Source organism: Phyllobacterium chamaecytisi (genome assembly GCF_020164455.1).
Classification (GTDB): Bacteria; Pseudomonadota; Alphaproteobacteria; order Rhizobiales; family Rhizobiaceae; genus Phyllobacterium; species Phyllobacterium chamaecytisi.
In genome coordinates this window covers 68085-86008 of record NZ_JAIQWW010000019.1, presented here as the reverse complement: position 1 = coordinate 86008, position 17924 = coordinate 68085, and the positions used below count along the sequence as shown (strand labels likewise).

General features: G+C 56.7%; 19 protein-coding genes. 15 read left to right on the top strand and 4 right to left on the bottom strand.

What is annotated here, in order from left to right:
• The first annotated feature begins 7 nt into the window (after nt 1-7).
• The 7 genes from LB462_RS24355 (at nt 8) to recF (ending at nt 8452) form a co-directional block, all read left to right on the top strand.
• Nucleotides 8-1252, top strand: a complete 1245-nt coding sequence (locus LB462_RS24355) for a phosphopentomutase (RefSeq protein ID WP_224513328.1) — start codon at nt 8-10, stop codon at nt 1250-1252.
• Nucleotides 1245-2135, top strand: a complete 891-nt coding sequence (gene mutM, locus LB462_RS24350) for a bifunctional DNA-formamidopyrimidine glycosylase/DNA-(apurinic or apyrimidinic site) lyase (protein ID WP_224513326.1) — start codon at nt 1245-1247, stop codon at nt 2133-2135. Before LB462_RS24355 ends, mutM begins: the two co-directional genes overlap by 8 nt.
• Nucleotides 2136-2150: 15 nt before the next feature.
• Nucleotides 2151-2924, top strand: coding sequence for an enoyl-CoA hydratase (locus LB462_RS24345; RefSeq protein WP_224513324.1), 774 nt, complete (start codon nt 2151-2153; stop codon nt 2922-2924).
• Nucleotides 2925-3068: 144 nt separating this feature from the next.
• A complete protein-coding gene (gene rpsT / locus LB462_RS24340; RefSeq protein WP_112526460.1) occupies nt 3069-3335 on the top strand; it encodes a 30S ribosomal protein S20 in 267 nt (88 codons plus the stop codon).
• 875 nt (nt 3336-4210) lie between these two features.
• Nucleotides 4211-5704 (top strand): chromosomal replication initiator protein DnaA, encoded by a 1494-nt coding sequence (gene dnaA / locus LB462_RS24335; RefSeq protein ID WP_370637285.1) that lies wholly within the window; start codon nt 4211-4213, stop codon nt 5702-5704.
• 174 nt (nt 5705-5878) lie between these two features.
• On the top strand, nt 5879-6997 hold the full coding sequence (gene dnaN / locus LB462_RS24330; protein WP_224513322.1) for a DNA polymerase III subunit beta: 1119 nt from the start codon (nt 5879-5881) through the stop codon (nt 6995-6997).
• Between the two features lie 291 nt (nt 6998-7288).
• Nucleotides 7289-8452, top strand: coding sequence for a DNA replication/repair protein RecF (recF, locus tag LB462_RS24325; RefSeq protein WP_224513449.1), 1164 nt, complete (start codon nt 7289-7291; stop codon nt 8450-8452).
• A 25-nt stretch (nt 8453-8477) separates the two neighbouring features.
• Here recF and LB462_RS24320 read toward each other — a convergent pair whose 3' ends face one another.
• The 3 genes from LB462_RS24320 to LB462_RS24310 form a co-directional block, all read right to left on the bottom strand.
• Complete coding sequence (locus LB462_RS24320; protein ID WP_224513313.1) at nt 8478-9632, bottom strand: FUSC family protein; 1155 nt, start codon at nt 9630-9632, stop codon at nt 8478-8480.
• Between the two features lie 26 nt (nt 9633-9658).
• Nucleotides 9659-11089 carry a DUF1254 domain-containing protein gene (locus LB462_RS24315; protein WP_224513311.1) on the bottom strand — a complete coding sequence of 477 codons (1431 nt, stop codon included), beginning with the start codon at nt 11087-11089 and terminating at the stop codon, nt 9659-9661.
• A 369-nt stretch (nt 11090-11458) separates the two neighbouring features.
• On the bottom strand, nt 11459-12205 hold the full coding sequence (locus tag LB462_RS24310; RefSeq protein ID WP_370637284.1) for an SDR family oxidoreductase: 747 nt from the start codon (nt 12203-12205) through the stop codon (nt 11459-11461).
• Nucleotides 12206-12420: 215 nt separating this feature from the next.
• Between LB462_RS24310 and LB462_RS24305 the strand changes: the two genes are divergently transcribed.
• Nucleotides 12421-13122 carry a glutathione S-transferase family protein gene (locus LB462_RS24305; protein ID WP_224513309.1) on the top strand — a complete coding sequence of 234 codons (702 nt, stop codon included), beginning with the start codon at nt 12421-12423 and terminating at the stop codon, nt 13120-13122.
• Nucleotides 13123-13209: 87 nt separating this feature from the next.
• Nucleotides 13210-13506, top strand: a complete 297-nt coding sequence (locus LB462_RS24300; protein WP_224513307.1) for a DUF6958 family protein — start codon at nt 13210-13212, stop codon at nt 13504-13506.
• A 198-nt stretch (nt 13507-13704) separates the two neighbouring features.
• Here LB462_RS24300 and LB462_RS24295 read toward each other — a convergent pair whose 3' ends face one another.
• Entirely contained in the window at nt 13705-13974 is a 270-nt protein-coding gene (locus tag LB462_RS24295; protein WP_112526476.1) for an usg protein, read from the bottom strand.
• A 102-nt stretch (nt 13975-14076) separates the two neighbouring features.
• On the opposite strand from LB462_RS24295, the gene groL reads away from it, so the two are divergent.
• The 6 genes from groL (at nt 14077) to LB462_RS24265 (ending at nt 17850) form a co-directional block, all read left to right on the top strand.
• Entirely contained in the window at nt 14077-15702 is a 1626-nt protein-coding gene (gene groL / locus LB462_RS24290) for a chaperonin GroEL (protein WP_224513304.1), read from the top strand.
• 116 nt (nt 15703-15818) lie between these two features.
• On the top strand, nt 15819-16091 hold the full coding sequence (locus LB462_RS24285) for a DUF4242 domain-containing protein (protein ID WP_224513303.1): 273 nt from the start codon (nt 15819-15821) through the stop codon (nt 16089-16091).
• A gap of 67 nt (nt 16092-16158) precedes the next feature.
• Complete coding sequence (locus LB462_RS24280; protein WP_224513301.1) at nt 16159-16602, top strand: SRPBCC family protein; 444 nt, start codon at nt 16159-16161, stop codon at nt 16600-16602.
• Nucleotides 16592-16921, top strand: a complete 330-nt coding sequence (locus LB462_RS24275) for an ArsR/SmtB family transcription factor (RefSeq protein WP_224513299.1) — start codon at nt 16592-16594, stop codon at nt 16919-16921. The genes LB462_RS24280 and LB462_RS24275 overlap by 11 nt, the downstream gene beginning before the upstream one ends.
• A gap of 117 nt (nt 16922-17038) precedes the next feature.
• A complete protein-coding gene (locus tag LB462_RS24270) occupies nt 17039-17368 on the top strand; it encodes an ArsR/SmtB family transcription factor (protein ID WP_224513297.1) in 330 nt (109 codons plus the stop codon).
• A complete protein-coding gene (locus tag LB462_RS24265) occupies nt 17365-17850 on the top strand; it encodes an SRPBCC family protein (RefSeq protein WP_224513295.1) in 486 nt (161 codons plus the stop codon). Before LB462_RS24270 ends, LB462_RS24265 begins: the two co-directional genes overlap by 4 nt.
• Nucleotides 17851-17924: the final 74 nt, after the last annotated feature.

Here is a 17924-nt window from a genome sequence, read left to right as displayed (position 1 = left end):
GTGAGGCATGTCTCGCGCTTTCCTTTTTGTACTCGATTCCTTCGGCATCGGCGGGGCGCCAGATGCAAAGGCGTTCGGGGATGAAGGTTCAAATACATTCGGTCATATCGTCGAAGCCTGCGCAGCCGGGGCCGGCGATCGAGCCGGACTGCGTTCCGGTCCACTCCAGCTGCCGAACCTGAAGGCACTCGGTCTCTTCCACGCCGCCAATCTCGCGTCAGATCTTCCGTTCCCTTCGGAGCCGCTTGCTCCGTCCGCACTATGGGGTGCGGCGGAAGAAGTATCCCGAGGCAAGGACACGCCGTCCGGCCATTGGGAGATTGCCGGCGTGCCGGTTACGTTCAACTGGGGCTATTTCCCCCAGAAAATTCCGACATTTCCCGACAGTCTGGTAGCAGATGCCATGCAACGTGCACAGATACCTGGCATCCTCGGCAACAAACACGCATCCGGGACGGACATCATCGATGAATATGGTGAGGAGCATATCCGCACAGGCAAGCCCATATTCTACACGTCGACCGATTCCGTCATCCAGATTGCCGCGCATGAGGTGCATTTCGGTTTGGACCGGCTCTATGAACTTTGCGCTATTCTTCGCGAGCTTGTCGATCCGCTCAATATTGGCCGCGTCATCGCAAGGCCTTTTATCGGGGAAACCCGGGCAACCTTCACGCGGACCGGCAATCGCCGTGATTATTCTGTCCCGCCGCCGGAGCCGACATTGCTGGACCGGCTGACAGATGCGGGCCGCATGGTGATCGCCATCGGCAAGATCGGTGATATCTATGCCCATCAGGGCGTTGGCCAGGTGCGCAAGGCCAATGGCAATATGGCGCTCTTCGATGAAACGCTGGTCGCCATGGACGACGCACAGGACGGCGATCTGGTCTTCACCAATTTCGTCGATTTCGACATGCTCTATGGCCATAGGCGTGACGTGCCCGGGTACGCGGCAGCGCTGGAAGCTTTCGACCGGCGGCTGCCGGAGGCGTTGGCCAAATTGCGTCCGGGCGATCTTATGATTCTCACTGCAGATCACGGCTGCGACCCGACCTATAAGGGAACTGATCATACGCGCGAACGTGTGCCTGTCCTCTGCTACGGTCCAGACCTTCCCCACGCCTCATTCGGTATTCGCCCGACCTTCGCCGATATTGGAGAAACGGTCGCCGCTCATCTCGGTATCGCGCCGGGCTTGCATGGCAGGAGTTTCCTGAAGGGAACCGGAGACCTCTCTCCAAATGCCTGAGCTACCAGAAGTTGAGACGGTCAAACGCGGACTGCAGCCGGTCATGGAGGGCTCGACGATCCTTGCCGTCGATCAAAATCGTCCCGATCTGCGCTTTCCTTTCCCCGAACAGTTTGCCAAGCGGCTGACAGGTCGTCACATCGTGGCGCTCGAACGACGCGCCAAATATCTGATTGCGCATCTCGATGACGGTCTTGGCCTGATCAGCCATCTCGGCATGTCCGGCTCCTACCGTATCGAACACGAGGACGGTAGTGATATGCCCGGTGCCTTTCATCATGATCGATCGAAAAGCGTTGCACACGATCATGTCGTGCTACATCTGGACACGAAAGACGGCAAGCGACGCATCATCTACAACGACCCGCGACGCTTCGGGTTTATGTTGTTCTCCGAACCCGGCAAGCTCAATGCGCATCCGCTAATCAAGGATCTCGGCACCGAACCTACAGGCAACCGTCTGGACGGGTCGCTTCTGGCGAAGTTGTTTGCAAACAAGGCCGCTCCATTGAAAGCCGCACTGCTCGATCAGAAGCTCATAGCCGGTCTCGGCAATATATATGTGTGCGAAGCGCTATGGCGGGCTGAGCTTTCACCATCGCGTATGGCCGGGAGCATATCAGGCGAGAACGGCACAGCCACGGACATGTCCAGACGACTTGCCACTTCGATTCGCTCTGTCATCGGCGACGCGATCAAGGCGGGTGGATCGAGCCTCAAGGACTACAGGCAAGCCGACGGCGCTCTTGGCTACTTCCAGCACTCCTTTTCCGTTTACGACCGAGAAGGTCAGCCTTGCCCGCGCAAGGGCTGCCATGGCACGGTGTCGCGCATGGTTCAGAGCGGGCGTTCGACGTTTTACTGTCCCGTTTGTCAGCATTGATTGGAGGAAGTTCGGATGACTTACGAAAACATCATCGTCGAGACGCGCGAAAAGGTCGGCTTCATTCAACTCAATCGCCCCAAAGCGCTCAATGCCTTGAACTCAGCGTTATTGGCCGAACTTGCCGAAGCGCTTGAAGCTTTTGATAAGGACAATACCATCGGCGCCATAGTACTCACCGGTTCGGAAAAAGCCTTTGCAGCAGGCGCTGATATCAAGGAGATGCAAACACTGGAGTTCGCCGATGCCTATCTTGGCGACTATTTCAGCGAATGGGAGCGGGTAACGCGGTTACGCAAGCCACTGATCGCCGCCGTCGCCGGCTATGCGCTCGGCGGCGGCTGCGAGCTCGCCATGATGTGTGACTTCATTATTGCCGCCGATAACGCAAAATTCGGCCAGCCGGAAATCACACTCGGCGTCATGCCTGGCATGGGGGGGTCGCAACGGCTTACCCGTTTTGTTGGCAAGTCGAAATCCATGGACATGTGCCTGACCGGGCGCATGATGGATGCCAACGAGGCAGAACGCAGCGGGTTGGTCTCGCGTGTGGTGCCCGCCGGTGAACTGATCGACGAAGCCATGAAGGCCGCCGGGAAAATTGCATCTTTCTCCTTGCCCGTCGTCATGATGACCAAGGAGACCATTAACCGTGCCTACGAAACGACGCTCGCAGAAGGCTTGAGGTTCGAACGGCGTGTGTTTCATTCCATGTTCGCGCTTGAGGATCAACGCGAGGGAATGAACGCCTTTGCGGAAAAACGCACGCCGGATTTCAAAAACCGGTAAGGGCAAAATCGCGTAGATTCCAAGTTGACGCAAAAGCAAACGTCATCTATAAGCCCGACAACGTTCGGTGGCCTCTTGGCCGCCCTATTATTTTGTGACGGCCGCTTTAACGCTGCCGATTAGCTGACAGAAAAGAGAGGCAACATGGCCAACACTCCTTCGGCCAAAAAAGCGGCGCGTAAGATCGAAGCCCGCACCGAAGTCAACAAGTCCCGCCGCTCCCGCGTGCGCACCTTCCTTCGCAAGTTTGAAGATGCGGTAGCAAGCGGTGATCAGGCAGCCGCTTCCATCGCCTTCAAGGCGGTTGAACCGGAAGTGATGCGTGCTGCATCGAAGGGTGTCTTTCACAAGAATACCGCTTCGCGCAAGGTGTCCCGCCTGTCGGCTCGCCTGAAGAGCATGTCGGCCTGATCAAACGTGTCATTTTTATATATGAAGACCCGGCTGCTCGTTAGCCGGGTTTTTTGTTTTGAGTGATTCTGTGGGAATAAATTCGTTTCCCAAGGAAAAGATCGTGGCTTATCAAAACCATGACATATGGCGGTCACAAACTCGCTAGGACAAAAAGCGTCAATCATCAATTTGCCTTTGTTTTCAATGGGTTATGGAAGGTAGTCATTACGGCGTAAAGCGGGCGTGGAGAATCTCCCGCCTCAGCCTCTGTCAAGCGATAATTTAATATTTTTTTTTGCCGACATGAGTCCGCACTGCAACAAAATGTACAGCCCAAAAAAGGCTTTGAATCAGAACGATTTTTCCTCTTTGTCTCAAAGACTGTTAAAAAAAAAGCAAAATCGTTAACCTTTAATTCATCAAAAAACCCTTGGGGCGCACTTGCCCTTCCTGCAAAGGTTTTTGTAAGGTCCAGACATCGAAGGGGTGGGCAGAAACCCATTTAACAGGCTTAGTAAATGTAGGGTCGGGCGCAGATTTTATTGTTTGCGTGACGGGTAGATTTTGTCAGTACTCAAATCTTACGATTTGAGTTGTTTCAAAAACAAGAGCGAGTCGACGACGCTGGCGAGAGCCGGGCGAGAGTTTTACTGCGCCTAAATTGAGAGGGATGCGAACGTGGTAGTTATACATATTCTGGACCAGATTTATTCAGTCCGGCACTGCGTTATCGCTGAGACCTCTACCCTTTAGCTTTTAGACTGTTCGGGCTGACCACTGGGGCGGTTGGCCGGAATTCATTTTGCAAAATACGGGCGTGACCCGAACGACAATATCAGGATGAGGCGATGACAATGACCAGCGGAATAATGGAAAACGGCTCAAAGGCAGCCATGGTCCCGCTCCATATGGAAGGGGATAAAATGGACACGGCCAGCAGCCAGGGGGAGCTGATTTTTGAGCGCGTCAAGCTCAAGCTGAAAGCGAAACTCGGAAGCGAGGTTTATTCGAGCTGGTTCGGCCGCCTGAAACTGGATGAGACATCAAAGAGCATCGTTCGCCTGTCGGTTCCGACCGCCTTCCTGCGCTCGTGGATCAACAATCACTACTGCGACATGATCACTGCCCTCTGGCGTGAAGAAGATGAGCAGACGCTCAAGGTTGAGATCGTTTTCCGCAGCGCCAGCCGCGCCACCCGCCCGGCTTGCGATACGGAAACCACGGTGCGCGCCGACAGCCGTGCCCTCCTCCGCGAAAAGCCCGTCTTTCCGGTTGGCAACACCACGCAGGACAAGAAAACACCTACGCATTTTGTCGACCGCGCCCAGAATTCCGTCTTCGGTTCGCCGCTCGACCCGCGCTATACATTCGACACCTTTGTCGATGGCACACCCAACCGCGTTGCGCTTGCTGCTGCGCGCACGATTGCTGACGCAGGCGCCAGCGCTGTCCGCTTCAATCCGCTGTTCATTCACGCCTCAGTTGGCCTGGGCAAGACACACCTCTTGCAAGCAATTGCCGCTGAAGCGTTGAAGCGTCCGGAGCGTGCCCGCGTCGTGTATCTCACCGCCGAATATTTCATGTGGCGCTTTGCCACCGCCATCCGCGACAACAACGCATTATCGTTCAAGGAACAGCTCCGCGACATCGATCTGCTGATCATCGACGACATGCAGTTTCTGCAGGGCAAGTCGATCCAGCATGAATTCTGCCATCTGATCAATACGCTGCTCGACAGCGCCAAGCAGGTCGTGGTCGCCGCCGACCGTCCGCCGTCCGAGCTTGAATCGCTGGACCCGCGTGTTCGTTCGCGGCTCCAAGGCGGTGTCGCGCTTGAAATGATCTCGCCGGACTATGCGATGCGCCTCGAAATCCTGAAGCGCCGCCTCGTCGCCGCCCAGACGGAAGACCATTCGCTCGACATCTCGCCGGAAATTCTTGATCACGTTGCCCAGTCCGTCACCGGCAGCGGCCGCGAACTCGAAGGTGCATTCAATCAGCTCCTCTTCCGCCAGACATTCGAGCCTAATCTCTCTGTCGATCGCGTCGATGAACTCCTGAGCCATCTGATGCGCGGCGGCGAAGCCAAGCGTATCCGCATAGAGGAGATCCAGCGCATCGTTGCTCGGCACTACAACGTGTCAAAGCAGGACCTTCTATCGAACCGGCGCACGCGCACGATCGTTAAACCCCGTCAAATCGCTATGTATCTCGCCAAGACACTGACACCCCGTTCGCTGCCGGAAATTGGCCGCCGCTTCGGTGGTCGCGATCACACCACGGTTCTTCATGCGGTCCGCAAGATCGAGGATATCGTCGGCAAGGACCAGAAATTGTCGCAAGAGCTGGAGTTGCTCAAGCGTTTGATCAACGATCAGGCTCAATAGTTTATCAACAGAAAGGCTGCGGTATGGCACACTGTTGCCCGCCGCAGACTTGCTTTTTGCGGTAAATATCTGCCAATTTGCCTGACCTTGGGAAAATTGCGTTTCCCTCCCCAGAAAAGTGCGGCAAACCCGCGGTGCTTTGGCTGGAATTGAAGTCAGCGAGACCGGTTTATCATGCGTGTAACTCTTGAACGTTCCAATCTTCTGAAGTCGCTCAACCATGTGCATCGTGTAGTCGAACGGCGTAACACCATTCCGATCCTGTCGAATGTTCTGTTGAACGCCGATGGCGCAAGCCTTGCCCTCAAGGCTACCGACCTTGATCTCGAAGTGACGGAAGCGACGGCGGCGCAGGTGGACCAGGCTGGCGCGACAACAGTTCCGGCGCATCTTCTCTACGATATCGTCCGCAAGCTGCCTGATGGCGCGGAGGTCTTGCTAGCAACCAATACCGACGGCAATTCCATGGCGGTTACCTCGGGCCGGTCGAGTTTCCGCCTGCAGTGTCTGCCGCAATCGGACTTTCCCGAGCTTACAGCTGGCTCCTTCACGCACACATTCCGCATGCCAGCAACCGCGCTGAAAGGCTTGATCGACCGGACGCAATTCGCCATTTCCACGGAAGAGACGCGCTATTACCTTAACGGTATCTATTTGCATGCGATCGAGAGCGAGGGTGCGCTGAAGTTGCGGGCAGTTGCCACCGACGGCCACCGCCTTGCCCGTGCCGAGCTTGAAGCCCCGTCAGGTGCTGAAGGCATGCCCGGCATCATCATTCCACGCAAGACCGTCGCTGAACTGCAAAAACTTGTCGATGATCCGGATATCGTCGTGACCGTCGAACTCTCGGAGACCAAAATCCGCTTCACGATTGGCTCGGTCGTCCTCACCTCGAAGTTGATCGACGGTACCTTCCCTGATTACCAGCGCGTCATTCCCTCCGGCAATGACAAGAAGCTGACGATCGACCGTCAAAGCTTTGCTTCCGCTGTCGATCGCGTCTCGACGATTTCGAGCGAGCGCGGCCGCGCCGTCAAGCTGACCATCGCCGATGGCCAATTGACACTCACCGTCAACAATCCTGATTCCGGCAGTGCCACGGACGAGCTTGCCGCGGACTATGACTCAGATCCGATCGAGATCGGCTTCAATGCCAAATATTTGCTCGATATTACGGGCCAGTTGACGGGATCAGAGGCGATTTTCATGCTGGCCGATGCAGGCTCGCCAACGCTGGTGCGTGATACGGGCGACGAAAATGCGCTTTATGTGCTCATGCCAATGCGGGTATAGCACCGCTAAGCATAGAGCGAGATTCGACCATATTGAATCGTTCTGCCGGAGGGAATTCGTGGACAAGGTCAAGGGGTTTGACAAGGCCGATGTCTTTCCATCGGACGAAGCCGAAGCCCGAAGGATTTGGCCCGAATTCACCCGGCCCTTCGGGTTTCCGGCTGGCGGCCAACCACTTTGTCAGGCGGCATCGTCCGATGGAAACACATCGACCTCGCCACCTTCCGCGTGGATTGTCTCGCCATCCGAGAAACAGAACTGGTTCAATATGATCGAATCTCGCTCTATCCCATGACCGATGATCCGAATACGGACGCGGGCAAACCGGCCCGCGTTTCGATCAGCCGGCTGAAGCTTGCCAATTTCCGCAATTATGAAAACCTGTCGCTGCGGCTGGCGCCTTCGCATGTGGTGCTGACCGGCGAGAACGGTGCGGGCAAGACCAATTTGCTCGAGGCGATTTCGTTCCTGTCGCCAGGCCGGGGCCTGCGCCGCGCAACCTATACCGACGTAACCCGCAACAATGCGGCCGACGGGTTTGCCATTCACGCCGCCATAGAAACAGCCGAGGGTACCGTCGAAGTCGGCACGGGGCTTGCCGGTAATGCGTCCGGGGACAACGCGCGGCGCGTCCGCATCAACGGCGTAACGGCGGCGGGCGCCGACGAACTCCTGGAATACTCCCGCATACTCTGGCTGGTTCCAGCCATGGACGGGTTGTTCACAGGCCCGGCCGCTGATCGCCGCCGCTTCCTTGACCGTATGGTCCTCGCCATTGACCCGGCGCACGGCAGGCGCGTCCTCGACTACGAGAAAGCAATGCGCAGCCGTAACCGCCTGCTTACGGAAGAGCGCGGCAACGATGCATGGCTCGATGCGATCGAGACGCCGATGGCCGAACTGGGCATCGCTATCGCTGCGGCGCGAGCCGAGCTCATGCGCCTGATCAATGGGATGATAGAGCGCTTGCCCGATAACACCCCCTTCCCCAAAGCGGATTGCCTGCTCGAAGGCGAACTCGAACAGCGTATCGGTATCGAAGCGGCGACCGATGTGGAAGAAACGTTCCGCCGTGCGCTGCATGACGGACGCAGCCGTGATCGTGCCGCCGGGCGCACGCTCGATGGCCCGCATCGCTCCGACCTGCTCGTCCGTCATCGGCCAAAGGCAATGCCGGCTGAACTCTGTTCGACCGGCGAACAGAAGGCATTGCTCATCGGCCTCATTCTCTCTCATGCGCGGTTGACGGGCGAACTTGCTGGCATGGCACCAATCCTTCTTCTGGACGAGATCGCCGCGCATCTGGATGAGGGCCGAAGGGCAGCGCTATTTGACATCATAGAAGAACTTGGTGGCCAAGCGTTCATGACCGGTACGGACAAGGCCCTGTTCAGAAGCCTTGAAGGACGAGCCCAGTTCTTTGATGTTTCACACGGCGCGGTGCAACCGGGCTAAGCATATCAAAAGATCGTCTATACGATCATTCCGTTGGTTCATGGCTTGGCGGTGTTTGGACTTTCCGGGAGTCGTGACCGAGTACAAAGTGGGACAGGATCAATACCGGTTCAAGAATGACAATGCCGATCAGGATGCCCGCCAAGCGGTCAATACCCGGATCGACGACGGCATTCGAATAGCTATCCGGCACCAGCACCACAAGGAAAGCCAAAACGAACTGTGTGCCGATATAGCTGGTTGCCGCGTTGCCGTTTTCGATATGCCGCCCCACCAGCACGCCGAGGCATACGGCCAGCGTCATGAGTACCGGTGAGTGGTGACTTCCGAAAAGGATTGCGATGGCCAACAGGCCGCCGGCACTGCAGCCGACGAAGCGCAACACCAGCTTGGAGGTCACTGGATTGAGCGGGTCTGCGCCAAGGCTCGCCACCGGAATCATCATTACTGCCATGATTGTCACACTTGATTGCGCTAGCGAAGTGATGCCCAGCCACGCCCATATCCATGGAATGAACGCCAGAGCGATCGCAGCCTCGACCGAATGCCTGACTGCACCCGAATGCCAGAGGGACGAATGCCGTATTGCGGTCTGCAGGAGAGTTTCATTGCCTTGCACATTCAGCCTGCGCCGAACGAGAAATGTCGAGGCGGCACTCACCAGAATGCAAGCGACAGTGCCCGCCACGATCTCAAGAAGGCGCGACTGCGCAAAGGGCAGCACGCTCTCCGTTGGATGTTTCATCCCTTCGATGACGATCATGCAGAATGTGAGCCCGGTGAATAACCAGGCATAACTGCGCCGGCCAACCAGCGCGAAATAGAGGGTGACACCGCCGAACACAGCGAGCGCGACGCTCATTACCGCAGGTGACTTAAGGGCCATCGGTGCGACCAGCAGCGCCACGCCGGCGCCAGCTGCAGTCCCGACCAAACGCAGACTCCCGCGCATCAGGCTCTGCGAGACATGCGAGCGCATGACCATATAGCCGCTGAAAGCCGCCCAACCGACATTCTGAGCCCCAAGGGCATGAGCAAAGACGATCGCGAGCAGGACCGATACCACGCACTCGAACTCGTCGATCATTCGCGGTCCAGGATGATGTATCGAGCGCAACTCGCCAATGAGTGCCGGCCACAGACCGGGGATATCACGAAAAATGCGCTGGACGTAACTCATGCCAGACTATTAGCAGAACCTTCGCGCTATTGCGCAATGACCTGTTGAAGCACCGGCACCATCACCACCGGGGGCGGATTCCATTTCCCTGTCAGCGCGTCCATTTCCGGTCCATAGAGCCGCATGGTCAGGTTGAACGGTCCCGCCGGTGCGGGCAGCCAGTTGGCCTCCTTATCCTTGCCAGGGCTCTTTTCCTGGAAGTGGATATCAAGCGAACCGTCGGTATTGTACTCAAACGGTATCCAACTGCTCACGGCGAACCGATTGATGCTGTTGGCAACCTGGAAACCCTCAGAATCATAGAGCGTGATGGACCAGAACGCCTTGACTGGCGGCAGCGACGCCTTATCGAAATGAATTGTGTAACTGTTCGCTCCATTCAGCGGGTTGCCCTTTTCGTCGCCGAGATTGAGCGGGTAGATGGCGTCTTCAGGAAGATTGGCGCCGAGCCCCACCTGCGCGACAATGGCACGCTTCAGATAGTAATTGCCGTAGACACCCATTGTGTCGGTATTCATCGACCAATTGTTCGCGACCCGGGCCAGGGTCGCCATCTTCCATTCCATCAGTTTGCTCGCCTCCGCCGGCACACCTTCGAGCGCCTTGGCGACGGCGGGATCGAGCTTGGTAATGTCGAAGCTCTGACCACGCTCTATGCCGATCCGTCTCATCTGGGCGATGATGGGCTGATCGGTCAGGTGGGGCGGATTGATTTTCAGGATCTCTGCGGCTCGCGCGAAAAACTCACCGGCCGACATTCCGTCCACAGTGGCCTTCGGAGATGTCTTCATGTCAACTGCCGGGTCGATCGTGACTTTGACCGGCTCCGGCGTTTTGCCCCATTGCGACAGCGGCGTTACCTTGTAGCCGGCCTGTATCTTGTGGACCGCATCATAGTCCGGTGGGCCGTCGGTCTTGGTGCGCCCGATTATCCAGACAAAGGGTGTCGGCGCGTCTATACGCTGCGTTCCCTCGGGTAATCCTCCGCCCTCCCACTTTGGTGGAACGATAGCAAAATCGGCTTTGGCGGTGCCTGTCGTCCGCCAGCCGGGCGAGGCAAAGACGTCCGACCACATGTCGAGCATTGGCAGCAGATAAAACCGCCCGTTCGTGTCCGGGACCGAAACAATCATCGGCTCCTTGGTCATGTCCAACCAAGCAACGGAATACAGCGTATCGAAATTGACGCGAACGACATCGCGCATGTCAGCCGTCGGAAATTCCGGCACGTTGGTGAATTCATTGGCGGGACCACGTCCCATCATCTTGCCAGCTTCGATATTGGTGGCCTGTTTACGAGTGACGTCCATCGTCACCAACGGATAAAAATACACATAGGCGTCCAGGCCTATGGAATGCGCTTCCTGCTCGGTAATGGCATCGGCGGCGCTATGATGCACAGTCGACGCAATGAACAAAATCGTACAGGTGATAAGTGCGAACAGTTTTGCCTTCATGATTGTACTCCCCGTTTAAAAAAGCCATTTCTGCTTGATCGGCTGGCGAGTGCGAACAACTTGGATTTCAATTGTTCATGGGCTGCAGGCACAGGCGATCAGCTTGGCACCGGGTAAGCTTTCAATATGCGGCGGCGCGCACTGAAGTCAGCGGACGTTTTGCCGGCAAGCATTGTCCGGCAGCGTACAAAGAAACAAGTACGTTACGGTAACACTGCCGCCGAAGTTGGGCTGCCAGACCTTGGAACAACGCCTTGTAGGTGTTCTGGTGATGCTGCAGGCCTACGTCTTTACCTGGATGATCGTCACACCACCCTGATTTGGACAGTAGCAGCTCAATAAAAAAGGCAGCCACAGGCGCCCTTCCGATCAGGTCCGGGTGATTGAAGCGCCGCCATCTACCAGGGACGCCGTTCCTGTTACAAATGATGCGTCGTCCGATGCGAGATACAGTACCGAGCGTGCCAGTTCCTCCGACGTGGCGACGCGCTTCAAGGCATGCAAATTGGTGATGAACCCCTGCTTTTCCGAGGTATCGTTCATTTCACGGTACATATCCGTATCGACTGCACCCGGCAGAATGGCATTAACCCGTATCCCCTGTGGACCGAATTCAGCAGCAAGCGCCTGCGTCAGCCCTATTAGCCCGGCTTTGCTCGCCGCATAGGCGGCAACGCCCGGAAAGGAAAAACTGTAGCCGACAAAGGTCGAGGTGAAGATAACCGAACCGCTCCCATGTTTGACCATTTCGCCGATCTGGTGTTTCGCGCCGAGGAACGAGCCGGTGAGGTTGATCGCGATGGCATCGTTCCAACCAGCCTCGGATACACCTGTGCTTGGTCCGGCTTCGCCCAGTGTGCCGGCGTTGTTGAAGGCAATATCAAGCTTGCCATACCGCTCGACGGCCAGCGCAACCAGTGCCTTTGCGTATTCTTCGGAGCGCACGTCCCCGGCCAGAGCGACGGCTTTCCCGCCATCGGCTTCGATTTCTGCGACCAGCGCATCGAGTTCTTCTCTGCGGCGCGCACCCACAACCAACTTGGCGCCCTCATGCGCGAAGAGCTTTGCCGTGACTCGTCCGATGCCCGCGCTGGCGCCTGTGCAACTTTTCCAGATAGGCGTTCCATGTTCATTCTCCAATTGGTCGGGAGCGGTGTTCCCGCTGTTGCCATAATATGGTGTTGCACGTCGGTTCGGATAAGTCAGTGAATACCGGAATTCATATGCGGAAAAGCCGACAATCCCGACAAAGTGCTGGCGTGCAACCTGGTCCGTTCCCGTGTTACGGTCACTCGAAGAATCACCCCCCTCATCCAGATTATGGAGTTTCTATGCCTGATCTATCAGCCTTCCCTATTGCCAAACGATGGCCGGCAAAACATCCGGACCGCTTGCAGCTCTATTCCTTCCCGACGCCAAACGGTGTGAAGGTTTCGATTGCGCTCGAGGAAATTGGTCTTCCGTACGAGGCCCATGCAGTGGACATCGGCAAGAACGAGAGCTGGACGCCAGAATTTCTGTCGTTGAATCCTAACGGCAAGATCCCGGCGATCATCGATCCCAACGGACCGGGCGGGAAGCCGCTGGGACTGTTCGAGTCCGGCGCCATTCTGCTTTACCTCGCGGAGAAGACCGGCAAGCTCATGCCTGCGGATCCGGCTTTACGGTATGAGACCATTCAATGGGTGTTCTTCCAGATGGCCGCGATTGGACCGATGTTCGGTCAGGTCGGCTTTTTCCATAAATTCGCCGGCCGCGATTATGAGGACAAGCGCCCCCTCGAGCGCTACAGAGACGAGTCGAAGCGGTTGCTCGGCGTCCTTGAAACGCGTCTCGACGGACGTGACTGGATCATGGGAGACTACAGCATAGCGGACGTTTCGATGCTCGGCTGGGTCCGCAATCTTGTCGGCTTCTATGGCGCACGCGATATCGTGGAGTTCGACAGCCTGAAACGCGTGCCCGCATGGCTGGAACGCGGTCTCGCACGGCCAGCGGTACAGCGCGGCCTCGATATTCCCAAGCGGCCTTAAGGACCATGCCGGTCCTGTAGGCAGGCGTGTAGGATCGAGTGCAACTCCGTCGTCCTTGGATAACCAAGGGCACACGGAGCAGCCAAGATGGAACAGCAGGACAAGATTGCCGTCGAAAACGTCAACCATCCCGGTAGGACTAGAACAGTCGACAGGGCCAGGTATGACGCCATGAAAAAGGCCTACCTCAAAGTGCTTCCAGGCAAGTCGCCCGGCCTGACGCTCGCGGAAATCAGCGTGCGTCTATCCCGCGAACTATCCCAGGAACTTTATCCGGACGGTGCAAGGGCAGGCTGGTGGGCCAAGACTGTCCAGCTCGATCTGGAGGCGAAGAGGGTGATCCGACGGGAGAAAACCAACCCGATACGGTTGTTCAAGGCGTAAGAAACATCGCTCCCTGCTTCCCCTGTGGCGAGCGACGATGCCGATCAAAGGTCTCGGAGACCAAACGAAAATTCGTCATGGGGTGGCGAAAATGGTGGTTTTCGAGCACCGAAGCGCAGCGGACGTTTGGTACGTGAGCATCGGAGCACAGAAAAAACGCCATTTGCAGTCCTCCATGGCGAATTTTAGTTCGGGCTCTCAGTGGATAGAGATAATCCCGTCCACAGCCCGCCATTCGCGCGGCTCGATCAGGCGCTGGTGAACGATGCGAATTGAATGGAGTGGCCCCTCGAGGTCCTTTTGCCAGAAATCAAGAAAGCCTTTCAATTCCGGGAAGTTCGGCGCAAGATCGTATTCTTGCCATATGTAAAGCTGAAGAAATTTGGGGTAGTCGGGAAGACGATAATGTATTTCGGCCGTCGTCAGCCCATAGCCCTTCAACTGAAGTTCGAATGCTCTGCCACTCATGATATCATCCTTATGGAACAACTCATGTATTGCAGTGAATCTTGCCAGATTCTGTATTGCTTTCAAGGGGAAAAAGCCCCACGAACCAGGGAGTGAACGACGATGGCTGCAAAAGAAGTCAAATTCGGCTCTGAGGCTCGCGATCGAATGCTGCACGGCGTCGACATACTCGCCAATGCCGTCAAGGTTACACTAGGCCCCAAGGGCCGCAACGTCGTCATAGAGAAGTCCTATGGCGCGCCACGCATCACCAAGGACGGCGTAACGGTCGCCAAGGAAATCGAACTTGAGGACAAGTTCGAGAATATGGGTGCGCAGATGCTGCGCGAGGTCGCGTCTAGAACCAGCGATGTTGCCGGCGACGGCACGACGACGGCGACAGTGCTCGCCCAGGCGATAGTCCGTGAAGGCGCCAAGGCCGAAGCGGCCGGCATGAACCCGATGGATCTGAAGCGCGGAATCGACCTTGCAGTTGCGGCAATTGTCGAGGAACTGAAGCGCAACGCCCGCAAGATTTCGAACAATTCCGAAATCGCCCAGGTCGGCACCATTTCTGCCAATGGTGATACGGAGATCGGACAATATCTGGCGGATGCCATGGGAAAGGTCGGGCATGAAGGCGTAATCACCGTTGAGGAAGCCAAAACGGCCGACACCGAACTCGAAATCGTCGAGGGCATGCAGTTCGACCGAGGTTACCTCTCCCCATACTTTGTCACCAATCAGGAGAAAATGCGGGTTGATTTTGAGGACCCCTATATCCTCATCCACGAAAAAAAGCTCTCCAATCTCCAGGCTATGCTGCCTATCCTTGAAGCGGTCATGCAATCCGGCAGGTCACTGCTCATCATAGCCGAAGATATCGAGGGCGAAGCTCTGGCAACCCTCATCGTCAACAAGTTGCGCGGTGGTCTGAAGGTCGCTGCCGTCAAGGCTCCGGGATTTGGTGACCGACGCAAGGCCATGCTTGAGGACATCGCAATTCTCACCGGAGGAACGGCGATCAGTGAGGATTTGGGGATCAAGCTTGAAGGCGTGACACTTGAAATGTTGGGCAGCACCAAAAAGGTTGTAATCGATAAAGACACCACGACGATTGTCGGTGGTGCTGGTTCGAAGACGGAGATCGAAGGGCGCGTCGCCCAGATCAAAGCGCAGATCGAAGACACGACATCCGACTACGACCGCGAGAAACTGCAGGAGCGTCTGGCAAAGCTTGCCGGAGGTGTTGCGGTTATTCGCGTCGGCGGTTCCACGGAAGTCGAAGTCAGGGAGAGGAAAGATCGCGTCGATGACGCCCTGCATGCGACGCGAGCAGCGGTCGAAGAGGGCGTCCTTCCAGGCGGTGGTGTAGCCCTCTTGCGTGCAGCCAAGGCACTTGATGGGCTACAGGCTGCAAATGCCGATCAGCGCGTTGGCATCGAGATCGTACGCCGTGCCACCGAGACACCGGTTCGTCAGATCGCCGAGAATGCGGGTGCTGAGGGATCGATCATCGTTGGCAAGCTCCGCGAGAATGCCAATTTCTCTTTCGGCTGGAATGCCCAGACCGGGGAATACGGCAATCTCTTCGACATGGGCGTCATCGATCCCGTCAAGGTGGTGCGGAGCGCGCTGCAGGGTGCCGCGTCCGTTGCCGGCCTGCTGGTGACGACCGAGGCCATGATTGCCGAACGCCCGAAGAAACAGGCGGTGCCGCTGCCGCCAAGCGCAGCCATGGACTACTGAGCTCAAGAAGCCGGTCGCAACAGCCGGCTCTTTGATTGCGCAGAATTAGGATCTGGAGCCTAGCACCGCCGCATAAAAACGCGCCGCGGCGGCAAATGGTCAACAAGGAGGATAAAATGCCAAAATTCGTGATCGAACGCGATATGCCGGGTGTCGGCCAACTGACACAGCCGGAGCTCAAGGGCGCCTCGCAGACATCCTGCGCCGTGCTCCGCGATCTCGGGACAGATATCCAGTGGATCCATAGCTATGTCACGGATGACAAGATTTATTGTGTATATCAATCTACAAGCGAGGAACTGATCCGCGAGCACGCCAAAAAGGCTGGCTTCCCGGCGAACAAGATCTCGCAGGTACGCAACATTATCGAACCGGCCACAGCCGAATAAAACGCAACTTTCCGGTTGCACTTTTCGACTGATGTGGCATGATAAGGGCAACCAGGAGGTTGCCCTTATGTCTGATCGTATCGAAAAAAGCATAGACTTGAATGCGCCGATCGAGCGGGTCTGGCGCGCCCTTACAGATCATATTGAGTTTGGTGAATGGTTTCGCGTCAAGCTCGAAGCCCCGTTCAAGCCCGGCGAAGTGGCCAAGGGCCGGATCACCTATCCCGGCTACGAGCATCTCAAATGGGAGGTGACGGTAAAGACGATGGACGAGCCACGGCTCTTCTCCTTTACTTGGCATCCCTATGCGGTCGAGCCCGGCTTCGACTACTCCAAAGAACCGCCAACGCTGGTCGAATTCAAACTCAAGCCCAAGGGCACAAGCACAAAGCTGACTATCGTCGAATCGGGCTTTAATGGCTTGCCGGCGCAGCGTCGGCCGGACGCCATGCGCATGAATGAAGGCGGCTGGGCCGAGCAGATCAAGAACATCAAAAAACATGTTGATTGAAACGCCTGGGCGCGATACCGCGTCACTTTTCGCAGCCTTGGGCGACCGCACCCGCCTGTCACTGCTGACCAAGCTCAGCGACGGGCAAGCACGTTCGATCGCCGGGCTGTCAGCTGGCACGGATCTTACCCGTCAGGCCATCACCAAGCATCTGCGCGTTCTCGAAGAGGCGGGGTTGGTCATCAGCAGCAAGGTTGGGCGGGAAAGCCAGTTCGCTTTCCGGCCCGAGCCTATCGGCGAGATCCGCGCATATCTCGACAGTGTCTCGCAGCAATGGGGCGATGCCCTCTCGCGTCTTCGAGCTTTCGTGGAAACGTAAGCATTTACTTACATGCCGTTTCGTTTTCACGCTGAACGATGGAGCGATGCAGATCACCGATCAACGCGCAAAATCATTAGTATTGACTAATCAATGAGTATCTACTAATGTATTTTCATGATTGAAGCCACCGCCATCGACGCTGTCCTGCGCACGCTCGCTGATCCCACCCGGAGAGCCATATTCGAGCGTGTCGTCAGTTCCGACGAGATTACCGTCGTGGAGTTGACGCGGGGTAGTGGCGTGACACAGGGCGCCATCTCCCAACATCTCAAGTCGCTGAAGCAGGCCGGGTTGGTCGCCGAGCGCCCTGAGGGTCGCAACGTCTATTACCGCGCTCAGCCCGAAGGTCTTGCGCCGCTTGCCGACTGGATGAGCCACTACGGCGTCTTCTGGCGCGAGCGCTTTGCGAATCTCAAAACACTCCTGGAGGAGATTGATCCATGAAAGACGCAGCATTGAAGTCCGACACACAAGACATCGTGGTTGAAGAGAGCTTGCCGCATGCGCCGGAGACAATCTGGAACGCTTTGACAAAAGGCGAACTGATTACGCGCTGGCTTGGGATGCCACTAAGCGGGTTCGAGCCCGTCGTGGGCAAGCGCTTCACATTCAAAACGACGCCGGCCGGCGCGTGGGACGGTTTCATCCAATGCCAGGTGTTGGAGGCGGTGCCGAATGAACGGCTCGTTTATACCTGGCAAGGCGGGCATGAGGGAAATGTCGGCTATGGCTCGCGGTTGGAAACTGTGGTCACGTGGGTTCTTTCCAAGGCAGAAAATGGCACCCGCCTTCGCCTTGTCCATTCAGGCTTCGTGCTGCCGCGCAATGATACTGCTTTCAGGAATATGGGCGCAGGCTGGAAGAAGGTCGTTCCCGGCATTGGCGCCATCGCAGCGGAACACGCCTCGTTGAAAAAGCACAATTGAAGCAACGATCGATTGCATCAGACGTTGGAAAGGCATCTAGGTCGTGAACTCATAAATCTGGTAGAAATGGCGCC